Annotated in this window: 15 protein-coding genes; 4 read left to right on the plus strand and 11 right to left on the minus strand. The window is 41.1% G+C overall.

Annotated elements, in window-relative coordinates; genetic code table 11:
- A complete protein-coding gene (locus SWH54_05295; GenBank protein MDY6790667.1) occupies positions 1-1,941 on the plus strand; it encodes a dipeptide ABC transporter ATP-binding protein in 1,941 nt (646 codons plus the stop codon).
- Positions 1,942-2,412: 471 nt separating this feature from the next.
- On the plus strand, positions 2,413-3,027 hold the full coding sequence (locus SWH54_05300) for an FmdE family protein (GenBank protein MDY6790668.1): 615 nt from the start codon (positions 2,413-2,415) through the stop codon (positions 3,025-3,027).
- 45 nt (positions 3,028-3,072) lie between these two features.
- On the opposite strand, the gene ubiE is transcribed toward SWH54_05300, so the two are convergent.
- The 11 genes from ubiE to SWH54_05355 form a co-directional block, all read right to left on the minus strand.
- Positions 3,073-3,807 carry a bifunctional demethylmenaquinone methyltransferase/2-methoxy-6-polyprenyl-1,4-benzoquinol methylase UbiE gene (ubiE, locus tag SWH54_05305; protein ID MDY6790669.1) on the minus strand — a complete coding sequence of 245 codons (735 nt, stop codon included), beginning with the start codon at positions 3,805-3,807 and terminating at the stop codon, positions 3,073-3,075.
- Positions 3,808-4,312: 505 nt separating this feature from the next.
- The gene (locus tag SWH54_05310) at positions 4,313-4,660 is read right to left on the minus strand and encodes a hypothetical protein (GenBank protein MDY6790670.1); all 348 of its coding nucleotides are present in this window, start codon (positions 4,658-4,660) and stop codon (positions 4,313-4,315) included.
- 34 nt (positions 4,661-4,694) lie between these two features.
- The gene (locus tag SWH54_05315; GenBank protein ID MDY6790671.1) at positions 4,695-5,348 is read right to left on the minus strand and encodes a YkgJ family cysteine cluster protein; all 654 of its coding nucleotides are present in this window, start codon (positions 5,346-5,348) and stop codon (positions 4,695-4,697) included.
- 51 nt (positions 5,349-5,399) lie between these two features.
- Positions 5,400-6,788 (minus strand): tRNA uridine-5-carboxymethylaminomethyl(34) synthesis GTPase MnmE, encoded by a 1,389-nt coding sequence (gene mnmE / locus SWH54_05320; GenBank protein MDY6790672.1) that lies wholly within the window; start codon positions 6,786-6,788, stop codon positions 5,400-5,402.
- A gap of 298 nt (positions 6,789-7,086) precedes the next feature.
- Positions 7,087-7,845 (minus strand): RNA-binding cell elongation regulator Jag/EloR, encoded by a 759-nt coding sequence (gene jag, locus SWH54_05325; GenBank protein ID MDY6790673.1) that lies wholly within the window; start codon positions 7,843-7,845, stop codon positions 7,087-7,089.
- Positions 7,846-7,859: 14 nt separating this feature from the next.
- Positions 7,860-9,548, minus strand: a complete 1,689-nt coding sequence (yidC, locus tag SWH54_05330) for a membrane protein insertase YidC (GenBank protein ID MDY6790674.1) — start codon at positions 9,546-9,548, stop codon at positions 7,860-7,862.
- A gap of 151 nt (positions 9,549-9,699) precedes the next feature.
- Entirely contained in the window at positions 9,700-9,921 is a 222-nt protein-coding gene (gene yidD, locus SWH54_05335) for a membrane protein insertion efficiency factor YidD (GenBank protein ID MDY6790675.1), read from the minus strand.
- A complete protein-coding gene (gene rnpA / locus SWH54_05340) occupies positions 9,917-10,273 on the minus strand; it encodes a ribonuclease P protein component (GenBank protein ID MDY6790676.1) in 357 nt (118 codons plus the stop codon). Before rnpA ends, yidD begins: the two co-directional genes overlap by 5 nt.
- A gap of 70 nt (positions 10,274-10,343) precedes the next feature.
- The gene (gene rpmH, locus SWH54_05345; GenBank protein ID MDY6790677.1) at positions 10,344-10,478 is read right to left on the minus strand and encodes a 50S ribosomal protein L34; all 135 of its coding nucleotides are present in this window, start codon (positions 10,476-10,478) and stop codon (positions 10,344-10,346) included.
- 151 nt (positions 10,479-10,629) lie between these two features.
- Positions 10,630-12,171 carry an Rne/Rng family ribonuclease gene (locus SWH54_05350; GenBank protein ID MDY6790678.1) on the minus strand — a complete coding sequence of 514 codons (1,542 nt, stop codon included), beginning with the start codon at positions 12,169-12,171 and terminating at the stop codon, positions 10,630-10,632.
- An 82-nt stretch (positions 12,172-12,253) separates the two neighbouring features.
- Positions 12,254-14,764, minus strand: coding sequence for a TIGR03960 family B12-binding radical SAM protein (locus SWH54_05355; GenBank protein MDY6790679.1), 2,511 nt, complete (start codon positions 14,762-14,764; stop codon positions 12,254-12,256).
- A gap of 208 nt (positions 14,765-14,972) precedes the next feature.
- Here SWH54_05355 and SWH54_05360 point away from each other — a divergent pair, with 208 nt between their 5' ends.
- Complete coding sequence (locus SWH54_05360) at positions 14,973-16,382, plus strand: Do family serine endopeptidase (GenBank protein ID MDY6790680.1); 1,410 nt, start codon at positions 14,973-14,975, stop codon at positions 16,380-16,382.
- A 97-nt stretch (positions 16,383-16,479) separates the two neighbouring features.
- Positions 16,480-17,862, plus strand: a complete 1,383-nt coding sequence (asnS, locus tag SWH54_05365; protein ID MDY6790681.1) for an asparagine--tRNA ligase — start codon at positions 16,480-16,482, stop codon at positions 17,860-17,862.
- Positions 17,863-17,958 lie beyond the last annotated feature (96 nt).

A 17,958-nucleotide genomic window follows, 5' to 3' on the forward strand; every position in this document is an offset into this window, starting at 1 on the left:
ATGAGTCTTGACGTCAAATGTTTAAGAGTGATTTATCAAAACGGATCTCACAGCATACAGGCACTTGAAGAGGTCAGCCTTTCCATCGCTCCGGGAAAATGCCTGGCTGTGGTGGGGGAGTCGGGTTCGGGAAAAACCACTCTGGGAAAAGCATGCATGGGTCTGCTCCCTTCTAACGCGATCAAAGAAGGGGAAATCATGCTAAGCGGCCGGCGAATCGATAAGCTCAAAGAACCGGCTTTCAATGAAATCCGCTGGAAAAAAATCGCCATGGTTTTTCAGAACGGGGTTGAAAATCTGAATCCTGTCCATCGCATCATTGACCAGGTAGCCGAGCCTTTGATTCAGCGACGATTGTCCGGCCGTGGTGAAGCCATAAAAAGGGCAACAAAAGCTCTGGATAAAATGGGAGTTTCCAAGGAGTCTTGGTATCGGCATCCTCATCAAATGAGCGGGGGGCAGATCCAGCGGGTCTTGCTGGCCATGGCTGTCATTCTCGATCCTGAAATTATCATTCTGGACGAGCCCACCGCCTCCCTGGACGCTTTAAGTAAGATTTTTATATCGGATGTAATCCATCAATTTAAATCAATGGGAAAAGCGGTTCTGTTAATTACTCACGACCTTGAAATGGCCGCAGGCTTAGCCGATACGGTGTCTGTGCTCTACTTTGGTCAAATTTTAGAAACACTCCCTGCCGCCGATCTTTTATTAAAACCGTTTCACCCCTACACCCTGGCTCTTGGTCGATCCTACCCCACCATGACCACCGGACGTGATCTGGGCGGTATCAAAGGCGACGCCTTTTACCGAATTGTTCATCAACACGGTCAGCATAATCAGGATCAACACCAACATAGCCATATTCAAATCCCCGGTTCAAGTCATAAAAACGGCCATGCGCCGCCTACGGGTTGCCTGTTTCAAAATCGTTGTACCCAGGCAATCGAAAGATGTAAACATGAAAAAGTAGATCTTAAAAAGGTTGACAGTCACTTGGTCCGATGCCTTCGTAACGGAATTGCCAGCATTCTTGAGCTTAAGCAGATAAGCAAAAAGTACCAGGATGTAACGGCAATTCAACCTACGGATCTGACTTTAAAATGCGGTGAGATTTTGTGCCTTGTCGGCGAAACCGGATCAGGCAAAACCACCCTGGCTATGATTTCTGCGGGGGTGCTTAAACAAGACAGCGGTGAAAGAATCTTTGAAGAAAAAGATATGGATCAATGGGCCAGGCGGAAGTATCGATCCCTGGCCCGCCGCATCGGTGTCATATATCAAAACCCGGCCGAATCAATTAGTCCCAGATTTTCCGTTTTTGATGCGGTCGCAGAGCCGATTAAAATTCACCCAAACGCCCTTGTGGGTGAAAGTATGGAAAATCGGGTTTCTCAGATTCTTTCACAGGTTCGTCTTTCTGTTGATGCATCATTTTTAAAGCGTTATCCTCAAGAATTGAATATGGGAACCATACAGCGTGTTTGCATGGCCCGTGCCCTGATACTTAAACCGTCTCTTCTTGTAGCTGATGAACCCACCAGTTCTCTGGATCCAAGTGTTCAGGCCAAAGTGTTAAAGCTGCTTCTGGATCTCCAGACCGAACTGGGTTTATCCATGCTGTTTATCACGCACAACATCGGGGTGGCTCGAAAGATCGCAGACCGTATTGCCGTGATGCTCGCCGGTCGTCTGGTGGAAGTTGGCCCCGCCGCTAGAGTTTTGTCCGCACCGCGTCATCCTTATACCCGGATGCTTATCGACAGTGTGATTGGCACGGTCAAAGTTCCTGTTAAAGCTCAACCGCCGGTTTCATTTGGTTGCCCCTTTTCACCCAGATGCCCCCGTTCCAAGGACGTGTGCCATGAAAAAGTACCTGAAATGACTCATATGGATCTTTGCGAGGTAAGATGCCATTTTCCTTTGACTGGTGATCGTTAATATGAAAATTAGAATTGATGGTAAGAAAGATCCCCCGCTCGGCAAAAGCTTTCTATCGTTGTGATGGTTATTGATGCAAAATTTCTTGCTTGGTATACATTGTACTGTTTCTTATAAATTTTCATGCCCGACTAGACACAACGAAGCATGAAACCTAAGGTTTGACCGGCGAATCGCCTATGGGCCCGTTACTATACTTAACAATCCTATCTGGAAATGAACGTACGGCAGCTATCTCGCTTCAATTAGTTTTGAGCCAGCCCCAGGGGACAGAATCCCACGGCAGCGTTGATCGCCTCTGCCTGTATGGGTTTAACTGAAAAGATAGGGGACCTGTAACATACCGATCTTATTTGTTAAGCATTGTAACGGTCCCATAGGCAATTCCCCGGTCGAACCGAGTTAAAATGAAAAAAAGTATGTTTGGTTCTAATGATGATGTTTCATTTTAAACGATAAAAGGTGGCGAGAATGAATAATAAATCAATCAGTTCTGAATTGATCAAGGCAACCATCCGTTTCCACGGCCACTCCTGTCCCGGTCTGGCCATCGGCATCCGAGTATCGGAGTTGGTTATGGACAGATTCGAACGATCAATGGATGAAGAAATCGTTGCGGTGGTTGAAACCGATATGTGTGCCATTGATGCCATTCAGTTCTTAACAGGCTGTACCTTTGGCAAGGGCAACTTGATCCATCTGGATCATGGGAAAAGTGCCTTTACTTTCCACCACCGGAACAAAGGGGAGTCGATACGAATCGTTACCAGACCGAACGCCGTCAGCGATCCCGACGATGCGCTTATCAATCTAAGGAAAAAGAAGGCGAAAGAAAAACTAACCCATGAAGAACAGGAACAGCTGAAAAAAGCCATGGCGGAGCGAATAAAAAAGATCATGGAGTTAGATCTTGATAAATTATTTGAAGTGAAACCGGTACAAAGCCACTTGCCCCGTAAGGCCAGAATACTGGAAAGTATCGCCTGCCAGGAATGCGGTGAAGCAACCATGGAGTCCCGTACCCGTCGCCTTTTCGGCCGAACGCTCTGCATACCCTGTTTTAATGCTGCAGAAAAACGTATTTAAGCGTTCCTCGTCATCTGGGTTTACCTCCCGATTTGATGATTTACCCTAGATTTTTTTCGCCAGATGAATGACCGCTATGCCATTGGTGAGTTTTCGGTAAGTGACGTGAAAAAATCCAATGTCCTGGAGGATAGCCTTAAGTTCATAAGGTAAGGGAAAGGCTCGTATGGACTCTGGAAGGTGGGTGTAAGCCTGCACTGAACCGGTTATCGCTTTACCCAGCAGAGGAATCACCTGAAATGAGTAATAATTATAAAGCAGGCGAAACAACGGCGAGACCGGCTTGGAAAATTCCAGGCACATCATCTTTCCTCCTGGCTTCAAAACACGATACATTTCTTTAAATCCTGTTTTCATATCCATCACATTGCGAATTCCAAACCCCACCATGGCTGCATCAAAGCTATCGTCTTGAAAAGAAAGTTGCTGAACATCTCCCTGAATATATTGAATACGCTTTCGCAGCGGCAAATTATTTTTTTTGAACCTGCCTGCATTTATCATGGCTCTGGAAAAGTCATACAGGGTTACATCACCTTGCGGTCTCACGGCTTTGTCAGCCAAAACCGCAAGGTCCCCGGTACCGCCGCATACATCAAGAACCTTATCCCCGTCATTTAGGCTCAGCATGCGAACCGCTATTTTTTTCCAGATATGATGAATTCCAAAGCTTAACAGGGTATTCATCATATCATACTTTAGCGCTACTGAATTAAAATAGCCGCGAATCAATCGGGACTTTTCCCGGGTGTCGATTGTGTTGGGGTCAAATTTTGCCATATTTTATTCAGGACCCGATGAGGTGGCAAAGGCTGCCTGCTTGGAAACCTTTCTGCCAGCAGAGGAATGAGTATAATCAATTGGCTGAGGGTTCGGTAAGTTCCTTATCCATAGCCTTTTTTGTGAACCGTTTGAGCTTTAATATTTGTTAGTGGTTCATCCGCAGAAGCGCCCATTTGCCCGTATCAGCCTTAACAAATAAAACCAGCACTCTGTACACGCCCCCTATCTTCTCAGTTAAATCCATACAGGCAGAGACGATCAACGCTGCCGTAGGGTTCTGTCCCTTGGGGCTGGTTCAAATCGAATCTCAGTCCGCCTAGGCGGACCGAACGCCAGTTTCTCGAAATCATTGTTACGGCTGATACGGGCAAATGGACGCTTCTCCGGATGAACTGAGTGGGAATTAAAAAAATCCCCGATCCCTCAAATTAGCTAATGCGATGTCCCAGTTTGACTAAAAGAGGCCGGGGTTGTTCGGGTTTAAAGTCGTGGGCGGTCCAGATTATGCGCATCCTTCCTTTTTGAGAAGCTCATTATACCAGTTGGCGAAATCAAGCATGGCAAGATAGCGTTCATCGCCGTTTATTATACCAATACAAATATCCACCACCCCCCTGCCGTATGCGTTGCTGTATTCTTCATGACTGGTCTGTTGGAGAAACTCTCTAATAAGCATCTGGCTGGTGCGTTTTGTTTTATCTTTACGAATATCAATGGGGTCTTTCGGTTCCTGAAACGGATCCCATTGGTCAAATCCCTTTTTAAGAATATGTTTTTGCCTTCGCGGTGACATGCTGTCAAAAACTGCTTTTTTTCGCTTTTCAGCATCTTTAATAGAAAATTCTGCCATCCCCAACTCCTTTAAACTCGCCCTGGTTTGCGGTTTAATCTTTCTTTAACCCCAGATATTCCTCATCATATACCGTAAGAAGCGCCATGGAAAGTGGAACCAGCATATCCACCAATTTTATATATTCAGTTTTTATTTCCTTTACAAATTCCGCAGAAATCTGCTGAAGCTTGGAATGGATGATGTCCAGATTAACCGTTGGGTATTTTTCGCCTTTAATAAAGGCCGATTTACCGCAAGTATGCCCAACGCCGCCTATGGATGTCGGTATTCCATAAAACCGACAAGTAATCGGCCGGTATTCATACAGGTCACAAGCATCTTTATCATTAAGTAACGGACATCTCACTCGTTCCTCGGCCAGCATGGCAAGTATTTCATTCTCTACGCTGCCTGCCGCCAATTTCTTATACGCGTTTCTCTTTATTTTATGAAGTTGACGATCGATATTGTTTGCCTTGTTTATAATCAGCTCCCTGGCATTTCCTGTTATCTTTTCGTTGAATTTCTGGTTTATATAAATGGCCTCGATTAAAGTAAGGTCAAATATGGCGTAACAGCAGTCCGCACATTCAATCTTGCACTTCACGCAGTCAGGATGGGCTTGAGACACACGCTCAAAGACATCATCTGCTGCCTTTGCCAATTCTTTATATTTTTTAAAAAAAGGTTCAAAATTTATCTCCATTAACGGACTCCCCTTTTATGGGTTAATTTTTCAATTGTTTCACGTGAAACATCATTTGCCGATACAAAACTTTTCAAATATTCTTTCTACTATTTCTTCTTTAACCGAAACCCCCAATATTTTGCCCAGTGAATCGATTGCTTCCTGAAAATCGATGGCTATCAGTTCAAGAGACGTTTCTTCTCCTTCCAAGCATTTTTTAGCCCTTGATAACGCTTGCATAGACTTTTCAATTTCCTTTTTATGCCTGATATTTGGTATGATTGCACTGTTTGGATCAATCGCCCCTTCTCCTGTGAACATTTTGAAAATGACCCTGTTTAATTGATCAATGCCTTTGTTGTACAAAGCTGATATTTGTACCGTTTTTATTGCATGCCAACTTTCGGGTATTTTGATCATTCCGTTTTTATTTACAAGATCAATTTTATTGATCACAATAATCTTTTTTTTATGTGTTAACTCTTGGAATATTTTTTCGTCCTCTTCGGTCAACGGCCAGCTTGCATCGATCATAAACAGCACAATGTCCGCTAGCTTAATTTGTTCATAGGCTTTTTCTATTCCAAGCACCTCCACCGTATCTTTTGTATTGTGCAGTCCGGCGGTATCACTAATAATTGCCGGTATGCCATTTATTTTGATTGTTTCTTCGATTATATCCCTGGTGGTTCCGGGCAAAGCGGTCACAATGGCTCTTTCCTTGTTGGCCATCCTGTTCATAAGGCTCGATTTTCCCACATTGGGTTTTCCCGCCACAACGAGTCTAATTCCATCTTTATATACCTGTCCGGATTGAAAATTGTTTAGCAGCTGTGTCAGCGGTGTGACAAGGTCGGCTTTAATTCTACCTTTTATGGTCTCTTTATCTAAACTCTCAATCTCTTCTTCAGGAAAATCGATTCCGGCTTCTATCATACACAAAAGCTGTATCACATTTTCCCTTATTGAGCCTATCTTGGTTTTAAGCTTTCCTTCTATTTGCGAATTTGCGATCTCAAGCGATTTCTCCGATTTTGCATTAATAATGTCAATCACCGCCTCTGCCTGGGTCAGATCAATTCTCCCGTTTAGAAATGCTCTTTTGGTGAATTCTCCAGGTTGCGCAAGTCTCGCCCCGTTTTTTAGCACCAGCCCAATAATTTCATTTAAAGCAACGATTCCGGAATGTGCGTTTATCTCAACCACATCCTCTCTGGTATAGGAGTTCGGTGCCTTCATGACCGTAAGCAGGACTTCATCGATTTTTTTATTTTTTTCCTTATCTACAATGTTTCCCAAATAGAGCCGGTGTGATTCGAATTTTTTTTTATCTTTTTTTTGCCTTTTTATAAAAATGGATTCTGCAATAGGCAGCGCGTCTTTGCCGGAAATCTTAATGATTCCTATTCCGCCGCTTCCCAAAGGGGTTGCCACCGCCGTTATGGTCGAATCGTTCATCTTGGCTATATTCACATCTAAGCGTATAATGTTACAGTAATTTTCAAAAATATGTTCCCTTTACAATGAGGAAACTGTCTGACTGTATGCATGTTTTCAGGTGAACACAAATCCATCAGTATTTTTTGCTGGTTTTCTGCCGCCGGAGGGTTAAAATATGAGTCTGACACAGCAAAGACAGGCGATGCATTTAGCAGGTCCGACGCTAAAATCGATCATGCTCACCCATTGAAAAGTTCTTTTTTAACGCCTTATTTATTGATAATGAATTTTTGCAATTGCTTGCCGGGAATACCGCTTAATTTGCTTTTTCAATCTTAGCTTGAACCATTTCTTTCTTTTGATAAGAACTCTTTTTAGGAAATATCACAATTTTTCTTAATATCCCTTCCCCCTTGCTTTTTGTTCCCACCTCTTTATCGCTTTTTAAAGTGATATGAATGATTCTCCTATCGTGTGCGTTCATCTCTCCCACTGATACCGGTTTTCCAAACCTTTTGCATTTATCTGCCAGACGCTTTGCCAGGCTTTTCAGATAGGAATTTCTTTTTTCCACATACCCTTCAACATCCACCCGTGTTCTGCTTCTCTTTTCATTTTTTTTATTAATCGCTTTATCCACGATCAGTTGGATCGCTTCCAGTGTTCTTCCTCTTTTGCCGATTAATAAAGCAGAGTTTCCGCCAACCACATTAAATACTGTTTTATTTTTCCTTTGCTGGATTTCTATTTTAGCATCATCTGTGATCGAATCGACTATTTTTTGCAAAACATCCATTCCTGTTTTGATATTGGTCTTTCTTATTTCGTTTTCCTTAATTCCGTGATCGTCAATTCCATCCTTTTTTTTCTCCGCCTGTTCTACTTTCGGCTTTTTCTCGGCTGAAATCGAAACCTCTATTTTGGCTTTTTTTCTTCCGGCCAATCCAAAAATTCCCGTTGATCCATAAGATATCACTTTATACTTTATGTTTTCTTTATCTATTTTGAGCTTACCACATGCTTTTTTTACCGCCTGCTCGATATTTTTCCCTTCAAATTCAATATAAGACGTCATGTATGACCCCCGTACTATGCATTCTTCTTGGTTATATAATGCTGCTGTGCCATAGATAGTATATTATTTACCAGCCAGTATAAAACAAGCCCGGATGAAAAATTAATAAAAATGACTGTGAATATGATCGGCATAAACATCATCATTTTAGCCTGAGCCGCATCACCCATCGGGGGTGACATCTTCTGCTGAAGCAACATCGAGGCTCCCATAATAATGGTCAAAACCGGAATACCGTAAGGCGGCTGCATGAATGGAATTGAAAAATCAAAGCTGAAAAGCCGGTCAGGAGCGGACAGATCGTTTATCCATAAAAAAAACGGCGCGTGTCTGAGCTCAATGGCCTCATACAGCATCCTATAAAGGGCAAAAAATACCGGAATCTGCACCACCATGGGCAGACACCCTCCCACCGGATTTATTTTATAGGTTTTGTATAAAGCCATCACCTCCTGATTCATCTTTTTCTTATCATTTTTATACTTTTCTTTTATTTCGGCCATTAACGGCTGTATCTTTTTCATTTCGCCCATAGATTTATAGCTCTTGGTTCCCAGCGGCCATAACAATATTTTGGTGAGGATCGTTAAAATAATAATAGCGATGCCATAATTTTGAATCACATTATCGTGCAGAAAATTCATTATCCACAAACACGGCTTGGCCAATATATCAAACATCCCAAAATCAATCGCTTTTTCCAAACGATGACCGGTTTGTTTTAAAACTTTCATGCTTTTAGGCCCTAAAAACAGCTTATACTCCACTTTTTTCATCGTTCCCGGATTTACCCGAGTACTTGGTAAAATATATTGGGCTTTAAGCATATTGTCTTTAAATAAAAGCCTCATCACCCCTTCCGGTGAATCGCTACCGTTTCCCGTCAGAATGCTAGACATGAAATACCGATCCTGCAAAGCGATCCATTTGAAGGTTCCGGAAAATATGTTTTGCTCTTCTATTTTTTTTACTTTTATTTGTTCAAGTTTATTATTTATCAGTGCACTCGGCCCCTCAAATCCATACATGGCTTTTTCTTGCTTAAAATACTTTATCAAAGAAAGTCTTAGTTTATCCTCAAAGGCTTGGCCCGATCCATTTTTTATATTAATACTAAGTCCGATGGTGTATTCATTGGGTGAAAAGGAAAATATTTTTTCAAAAATAATTCCTTCCGGTGATTCCCATGAAAAACCAATTTCTCTTTTGGCGTTAACCACATCAACCGTATTCTCCTGTAACTGGCTCAAAAAAACGGCCTGTTCTATTCCTTCAATACTGTTTCCTTCAAGCCCGAGAATAACGTTTCCCTGTTGATTTTTTTTTACGATAATTTCTTTATAGGGAGAATCTTTTTCCACTGTCTCCCTGTATTTTTTTAACACAAAGCTTCTAAATAATGCTCCCTTTTCCGATATCTTTACTGAATATAATGGGGTGTGAACCGTTATTATTCTGCCTGCTTTTTCTTTTGTTGGCTCCTGTTGTTTCTTTTCAACAACTTCTTTTGCAATTGCTCTGTCTTTTTCTGTTTCAATCGCCTTTACATAGGGTTTCTCTTGTGTGGTTGTTTTCTCTGTTTGGCTTACTTTTTCTTTTTTTTCCCGCTGTTGTACTTTTTCTTTAGGGGAAAAGAAAAATTCCCAGGCTAAAAATATGATCACAGAAAGCGCAATTGCTAATATTACCCTGCCTTGTTCCATGTTTATCTCCTATTACTTCATTGCCAACGAAGACATTTAAACACATCTCCATTGGAAGTCTTTGCTTTTCACTTTCGGATTAGGTTAAAATGCGAAGGTCTCTGTATCTTAAGGTCCTTTTATAAAACATGTCTCTATTTATAATAAAATACTACGGTACAGGATCAATTCCGCCTGGATTAAATGGGTGACACCGCAAAATTCTTTTTAAACCAAGGTAGACTCCTTTGGCCAGACCATAACGTTTTATAGCCTGATAGGTGTATTCAGAGCAGGTTGGGTAAAATCTGCAGGTAGGGCCAAGAATTGGTGATACCAAATATTGATAGGCTTTGATACTAACCAGGAAAGGCAATAAAAATAATCGTTTAATGATTTTCACTCCTAGGTATTTTTTTAAACATGCTGTCCAGTGATTCAAAAATCATATCTGCCGGAATTTCTGCTGCCTTTTTTTTCGCTATTACATGAATATCCATAAACTCTGCAATTTTATCCCGGTTCATTCTGAAGTGTTCACGGATTAACCGTTTTATTTTGTTGCGTTGTATTGCATTTCCGATTTTTTTGCTTACCGTAATGCCGATTCGCTGTTTCTCGAATCTTCCGCCAAAATAAATGACAATAAAATTCCTGTCCTGAATTTTTGTTCCGCATTTTTGCAGTTGCAAAAATTCTCCCCGCTTCAATAGTTTGTCTTTCTTTTTAAAGGAGAATTTCTTCAAACTCCGCGGTTCCTATACTATCTAGTTGTTTTTACAGCTTTTTTGGAACCCTTCGATGGCTATTCCCTGGCTATGCGGCTAAACGAGCCCTTCCTCTTGCCCTTCTTCTGTTGATAATTTTCCTTCCTTGCTTGGTGGACATTCTTTTCATAAAACCGTGTGTTCTGGCACGCTTAATCCTGCTTGGCTGATATGTTCGTTTCATAATTGTATCCTTTTAATTATACTTGTATGCTATAAACGGTTGGTTTCTATCTGTTGAAGAATTTTTATCCTTTTTAATAATTAAACATATTAATCAATCATATACATTTTTGTATGTCAATAGTCAAAATGAAAGGTTGGCTTTTTCCTTTCTAATCCTTTAAACTTTCAAAAATTTCGAATTCCTCCATATGATATTTTGCATTGGAATAAACGATAATCTCCTTTCCAATTTCCTTTTCAAGGCTGGAAATGATCCTGCTTTCCTCACCATGTAAAAGATCTGCTATTTCCGGATTAACCTTTAGCGTAATCTTGCTATCGGTGATATCGTTTATGTCCCTTTTTATCTCCTGATAAATATTATAACATATGGTTTGCTTAGACTTTAAATATCCTTCACCGTCGCAGTAAAAACAGGGCTCGCACAGCATTCTCGAAAGCGGCTTCTTATTTCGTTTTCTGGTCATCTGTATTAATCCCATCTCAGATATTGGCAGAATATTTGTTTTTCTTCGGTCTTTTTTAAAAGCCTCTTTAAGTTTAATAAATACTTTTTCCTGATTCGATTTTTTTTCCATATCGATAAAGTCGATAATAATAATACCGCCGATATCCCGCAGGCGGATTTGATAGGCGATCTCTTTTACCGCCTCAAGATTGGTCTTCAATATCGTCTCTTCCAGGTTATGCTTTCCCACATATCTTCCGGTGTTAATATCGATGGCCACCAGAGCCTCGGTGTGTTCAATGACTATGTACCCTCCCGATCTCAACCAGACCTTTTTTTTAAGCGCCCGTGAAATGTCTCCTTCTAAATTATAAACATCAAAAATAGGTTCCTGTTCTTCATATATTTCCACGTTTTCCTTTAAGCCGGGGGTGAATTTTTCCATAAAAGAAATGATGGATTCATATCCTGTTCTTGAGTCTATAACCAGTTTCTCAGCTTCGTATATCAATAAGTCTCTCACCGCTCTTAGGCTTGCGGTAAGCTCCTTATGCAGCAGGCAGGGTGCGGATGCCTTTTTGTACTTCTGCTGTAAATTTTCCCACATGTTATTAAGAAATTCCATTTCGTAGGCAATTTTTTCCTGTTGAATTCCTTCTGCCGCTGTTCTGATAATATATCCATAATTTTCTTTTCTCAAAGAAAGGGTGATTTCTTTGAGCCTGTCTCTTTCCGCCGTATCTTCTATACGTCTTGATATTCCTATATGGTCGGATTGCGGCATAAGTACGAGAAATCTTCCCGGAAGCGAGATATGAGATGTAACCCGTGCCCCCTTACTTCCTATGGGTGATTTATCAACCTGCACCATTATTTCCTGATTTTCCGTCAGCAGCTCCTCTATACGCCATTTGCAGTTGTTAAATGATTTTGACAAAATATCTTCTGTGGGGTCTAAATGCTCATACCCATTCTCTTCACCCTTAATGAACATTTCGTCCAGTTCCCTATCTCTTTGAGGGGCAACGTCGTTCACATAAATAAATCCTGCCTGTTCCAAACCGATATTTATAAATGCGGCATGAATCCCAGGCAAAACCCGTTGAACGATTCCCTTATAGATATTTCCCGCTATATCAGATTCATCGCCTCTTTGGACAAAAAGCTCAACCAGGGTACCGTCTTCTAAAAGTGCCACCCTTGTTTCATGTTCAGTTTCGTTAATTATGATCTTTTTATACATTTTTTCACTCTTTCTGTTATTGATCTCATCCATTGATTTATAAACGCCATGACCGGTGGTCCAATATAGAAGTAGCGGGTCGCTAATTTTTCCTACTTCTTATTTTTACTACCGCCGCCTGCCTGATTTCCTCCTCGGTAAAATTAAATATTTTTTGTAAAACCTGATGGGGTCTGACGATTTTTCCATTATCCGGTTTCAATAAAAATTCTATTTCCTGTTCTGATTTCAGCTGAAGGTTTACCACCGCATTTTTTAAATTTATCTGTTTTGCTTTTCCCTTCTTATTTATACGCGTCACCACCACCTTCTCCTGATTATTAAAATCTTCAATCGCCCTTTTATCAAAATCACGATTTTTGGCAGCCACCCGGTAAAGGAAACCGTTTTCCCGGTTAATTTCTGATTTAGACGGTGCATCAGCGCATTCGAGTATTTGGAGACCCTCTGGAAGCTGTGGGTTTAAGGTTTGCATCACTTCTTCCGGTTTAATAAACTGGCTGACAGAAATATACATATTTTCAATTTCACTTTCGATTCCGATTGCCAGCGGATCTTGAAAAGAAATTTTCGGTTTTGGATGAAAACCCTGTGAATATTTGATGTCCAGCCCTGCCCGTTTTAAGGCTCTAATCATGATGTTCACCAGCTCCAGATGCCCGAAATATTTTGCCGAACCTGTTTTGCAGAAGGACACTTTCAATTTCCTATAAAACATGTGGTTGTTTTTTCGCTTATTAAGTGGTGCCACTACAAGAGGTTGTTTGAAAGTTCTGGGTTCGATAATTTTAAAATCACACACGCCGCAACCTTGGCAATCACCATTACGGCAGTCCCCGGTTGACTCGAGATTCTCCGCCCTCTGTTTCTCCTGTATTAAAAATTCTTTACTAATCCTTGTATCGATATGATCCCAGGGAAGCGGTTCGTCAAACTCTCTTTTTGTGCGGGTAAAAAAATCAATGTCCACCGCGCAATCTTCCAGCGCCTCCTGCCATAACCCAAAATTAAACCGGTCACTCCAGCTATCAAACTTGCAGCCTTTATTATGGGCGCCAACCAGCAATTTGGCCAGCCGCCTGTTTCCCCTGGAAAAAAGTCCCTCGAGCAGGCTTGTTTCAGGATTTTGCCACTTAAAACGAATTCCGCGCATTGTTAATTTTTTCTTTAACCAGCCGATTTTCTTTTTGGCTTCATCCAGCGAAAGCTGGGACTCCCACTGAAAAGGGGTGTGCGGTTTGGGAATAAACGTCGATACACTCACGTTTATTTGACCGAATTTCCCTTTATTTCCCTTAATTTTCGTTAGCCTGTTGACAAGATCAACAATTCCTTGAATATCATCTTTTGTCTCCGAAGGTAGCCCGATCATAAAATATAATTTAATGACCTGCCATCCCAGATTAAAAGCATCTTGAACCGTGGTAACAATCTCTTTTTCTGAAATATTTTTATTGATAAACTTCCTCAGTCTTTCGGTCCCTGCTTCGGGCGCTATGGTAAAGCCTGTCTTCCTCACTTTTTTAATCAGACTCATCAGCTCTGTATTCAACGTGCCGGCCCTGAGTGAAGGTAAAGAAATAGCAATATGACTTGCCTGGCATGTTTCCATCATTCTTTGCATCAGTGGAATAATGCATTCATAATCACCGGTACTGAGCGATAGTAAAGATAGATCTTCATAACCGGTTTTTCCCAGTGCTTTTTCTGAAAGTTCCAGCAGTGTTTCCATAGATCGCTCCCGTACCGGCCGGTAAATCATCCCGGCCTGGCAAAACCGACACCCCCTGGTGCATCCTCTTGCTATTTCCAGGCGAAGTCGATCATGCACAGGTTTTCCGTATGGTACAATCGGCGCGTCGGGAAACGACAAGGTGTCAAGATTGCTTGCGATCGCTCTGGTTACCTTGGTGTGGTTTGAATATTTTGGTCTTAAGATCTGAATACCTTTTTCATCGTATTCCGTTTTGAAAAAGGAAGGAATATATACGCCTTCTATTTTAGACATCCATTTTAAAAGGCTTTCCTTCCCCCTATTCTTACTTTTTTTAAACCTGAGCCACGTATCGCTAATTTCAACGATTGTGTTTTCGCCATCACCCACAACGATGATATCGAAAAAATCTGCTATGGGCTCCGGATTGCATGTACATGGACCACCGGCAATAATGAGCGGATACGATTCATCCCGCTCTAATGAATAAAAAGGAATTTGTGCCAGCTCTAGTATATTTAAAATATTGGTATAGCCAAGTTCATATAAAACACTAAAACCGATTACATCAAAATCGCAGACCGGTCTTTTGCTTTCCAGAGATACAAGCGGAATGTTTAATCTCCTTAATTGTTCTTCCATGTCCGAGCCGGGTGCAAAAACCCTTTCCGCACAAACCTCTTTTTTTTTATTTAAAATACTGTAAAGTATTTGCATCCCGAAATGCGACGTTCCTATTTCGTAAAGATCGGGAAACACCAAGGCAAATTTAAGTTTGACCGTATGCGGATCTTTTTTTATTATATTTATCTCGTTCCCAAGATACCGGCTTGGACGCTCTATTAACGGTAATATTTCTTGAATGTATTTTTTGCTCATGTTAATCGCTTTTTCTAATCATTTTGTAACTATGATTCATTTGCAAAACATCCAATTCTTTACGTTGTAAGTGCAATATGCTATGTAAAAAATATACCGGTTTTGTCAAATTGTTAAAACCAATACGCTCAGCCTCATGGTAAAAAGTCGTTATTAATTTTTACCTGGCGGTTCATTTCTTTTACCGATAATAATATTTCAAACACCTGTGCCAAATAAACAGCCAAATAATAAATACATTCTATTTATTAAAGCCCTTTTTACAACACTTTTTGTGCTTTTTTATTTCCCCTGTTCGACTGTTGCCGTCGAATATAGCAGGGAAACCCCCGTTGTCAGGGCCGTACGCAAAGCAAGTCCGTCTGTGGTGAATATCAGCTCTGAATACACGGTTAGAAGCCAGCGTAATCCTTTTTCAGATTTGAACCTCGATCCTTTTTTTGATTCTTTTTTTAAAGACTTTTTTGATCACGGCTTTAAACAGAAATCCAGAAGAAGCAGTCTTGGCTCCGGAGTAATTATTGATGGGAACCGCGGTATCATTATCACCAATTCACATGTCATTGCAAATACCGGTACGATTAAGGTGGTACTAAAGGATGAACGTGAATTTACCGCTAAAATCATTGGCGCGGACCCGGCTTCTGATCTTGCCGTCCTTCGTATCGAAACAAAACGACCCTTACCTTCTTTGAAATTGAGTTCCACCGATGATCTGATGATCGGTGAAACGGTGATTGCCATCGGCAACCCGTTTGGTTTTTCCCATACGGTCACCACCGGGGTGATTAGTGCGGTTAACCGCAGCGTCAGAACCAAAGACAGGATATACCATGATTTTATACAAATTGATGCATCTATTAATCCCGGCAACAGCGGCGGTCCATTATTAAACATTAATGGAGATCTTATTGGAATCAACACGGCCATTTATGCGAAAGCCCAGGGGATCGGCTTTGCCATCCCTGTTGCTAAGGCCAGAAAGATCGTTTCCGATCTGATTAAACATGGTGAAGTGATTCAACCGTGGATAGGTGTCACCGTACAAAATATAGATGAAAAACTCACCCGTTATCTTAATTTCCAGAGAAAAAGCGGGGTTCTGGTTAAAGCGGTGGAAAAAAATAGTCCGGCAAATAGGGCTGGTATTCGTAATGGAGATATCATTATCTCGATTAATCATATAAATATTCATTCTTTTGAGGAATACCATACGGTGATGAGAGGTTTTGCCGAGGGCGATCTTTTAAGCATTTCTATCTGGCGAAACAATAAAACCATCAACGTCAAACCTGTGGCCCGCCTGTTTCCGCTCAAACTTGCACCAAACCTCGCTTATATTCTCCTGGGATTAAAAGTGGAAAACCTGAATGCGAAAAACCGTCTTTATTATAAAACAATAGAAAAAAAAGGTGTGGTGATTTCCCAGCTTAATCGCGATTCCTATCTTTCAGAAATCGGTGCCAAACCTGGAGATATCATTCGCCAGATTGACGATTTAACCATTAATAATACAAATGATTTTTATAAAGCGATGGTAAAATGCCGCCAGAAAAAATCGATTATACTTCTTCTTCAACGCGGCGGTCAGGGTTACTATCTAGCAGTAGAAATTTGATTTTACAGTTTTAGCCATTCACGGCTTGAAATTTGAAATTATAAATTCGCTTTTCCAATTTCAACGATTTTTAACTTCATTCGAAAAAGGAAAAATCATGACTCGCTCAAAAATAAAACAGCTGTTACACTCAAAAAACCCGATAGACAATGTTCTTATTAAAGGGTGGTTAAAAACCAGAAGGGATTCTAAGGACTTTTCCTTTTTAGAAATAAATGACGGCTCTTGCTTGAAGAACATTCAGGCCATAGCCGATACTGGTTTGCCCAATTACCAGCAGATAAAAACGCTCTCAACGGGCTCTGCTGTTACGGTAAGCGGAAAACTGGTTCAATCCCCGGGTGGCAAACAAAAATGGGAAATCCAGGCAGATTCTGTTGAGATTATCAGCCTTGCACCAGATTCTTATCCGTTGCAAAAAAAACGCCATAGCGATGAATTCTTGAGAACCATTGCACATTTAAGACCCAGAACCAATAAGTACGGTGCCGCTTTCCGTATTCGATCTGAGCTTTCATACGCCATTCATAAATTTTTTAAAGAGAAAGATTTTAAATATATTCATACGCCTATTATTACCGGCTCGGATTGCGAAGGTGCGGGGGAGCTTTTCAGGATAACTGCCCTTGACCTGGAAAACCTGCCCAAAAAGAACGGAAAAACCGATTACCTACTCGATTTTTTTGGTAAAGAGGCAAACCTCACCGTTTCGGGTCAGCTTTCCGCTGAAATGTTTGCCCTGTCTCTGGGTGATGTTTATACTTTTGGTCCCACCTTTAGAGCGGAAAACTCAAATACCAGGAGACACAGTGCTGAATTCTGGATGGTGGAACCGGAAATGGCATTTTGCGATATTTATGGCAATATGGACTTTGCCGAAGAGATGATAAAATACCTCGCCATATATGTCATGCAGGATTGTTCCGATGACCTTGAGCTTTTTGCCAAGTTTGTCGATAAAACCCTGCTGTCAAACCTTGAAAACATCGCTTCTTCTTCATACATCAGGCTCCCCTATAAAGATGCCGTTGACATACTGAAACGCTCCGGTAAAAAATTTGAATATGCCATCGACTTCGGAAAAGATCTTCAATCCGAGCATGAGCGCTATTTGACTGAACAACACTTTAAAAAACCGGTCATCGTCTTTGATTTCCCCAAAACCATTAAGCCTTTTTATATGCGCATGAATGACGACAGCCAAACCGTTGCGGCCATGGATGTGCTCGTTCCGCGTATCGGTGAAATTATAGGCGGTAGCCAGAGGGAAGAACGTTTGGATGTGCTTTGTTCTCGGATGGATGAATTGGGGTTTTCCCAAGAGACCTACTGGTGGTACATAGACTCCCGAAGATTCGGCTCTGTAGAACACAGTGGCTTCGGCCTTGGTTTTGAAAGGCTGTTAATGTTGTTTACCGGTATAACCAACATAAGAGATGCCATTCCTTTTCCCAGAACGCCGAATAACATTGAATTTTAATTTGTTTTTGCTTTCATTTAACAGACCTTAACAGGTTGACTTTCAAATTATTTCTAATATATAGTTTACATGATATAAAGTTGCTTTAGGTAATTT

It is taken from the genome of Thermodesulfobacteriota bacterium (assembly GCA_034189135.1).
GTDB lineage: Bacteria > Desulfobacterota > Desulfobacteria > Desulfobacterales > JAUWMJ01 > JAUWMJ01.

Coding starts and splice junctions, on each gene's coding strand:
- SWH54_05350 (MDY6790678.1), bottom strand. CDS start 12,171: ATGTATAAAAAGATCATAATTAACGAAACTGAACATGAAACAAGGGTG.
- jag (MDY6790673.1), bottom strand. CDS start 7,845: ATGACGTCTTATATTGAATTTGAAGGGAAAAATATCGAGCAGGCGGTA.
- SWH54_05300 (MDY6790668.1), top strand. CDS start 2,413: ATGAATAATAAATCAATCAGTTCTGAATTGATCAAGGCAACCATCCGT.
- SWH54_05310 (MDY6790670.1), bottom strand. CDS start 4,660: ATGGCAGAATTTTCTATTAAAGATGCTGAAAAGCGAAAAAAAGCAGTT.
- yidC (MDY6790674.1), bottom strand. CDS start 9,548: ATGGAACAAGGCAGGGTAATATTAGCAATTGCGCTTTCTGTGATCATA.
- mnmE (MDY6790672.1), bottom strand. CDS start 6,788: ATGAACGATTCGACCATAACGGCGGTGGCAACCCCTTTGGGAAGCGGC.
- ubiE (MDY6790669.1), bottom strand. CDS start 3,807: ATGGCAAAATTTGACCCCAACACAATCGACACCCGGGAAAAGTCCCGA.
- SWH54_05315 (MDY6790671.1), bottom strand. CDS start 5,348: ATGGAGATAAATTTTGAACCTTTTTTTAAAAAATATAAAGAATTGGCA.
- SWH54_05295 (MDY6790667.1), top strand. CDS start 1: ATGAGTCTTGACGTCAAATGTTTAAGAGTGATTTATCAAAACGGATCT.
- SWH54_05355 (MDY6790679.1), bottom strand. CDS start 14,764: ATGAGCAAAAAATACATTCAAGAAATATTACCGTTAATAGAGCGTCCA.
- rpmH (MDY6790677.1), bottom strand. CDS start 10,478: ATGAAACGAACATATCAGCCAAGCAGGATTAAGCGTGCCAGAACACAC.
- asnS (MDY6790681.1), top strand. CDS start 16,480: ATGACTCGCTCAAAAATAAAACAGCTGTTACACTCAAAAAACCCGATA.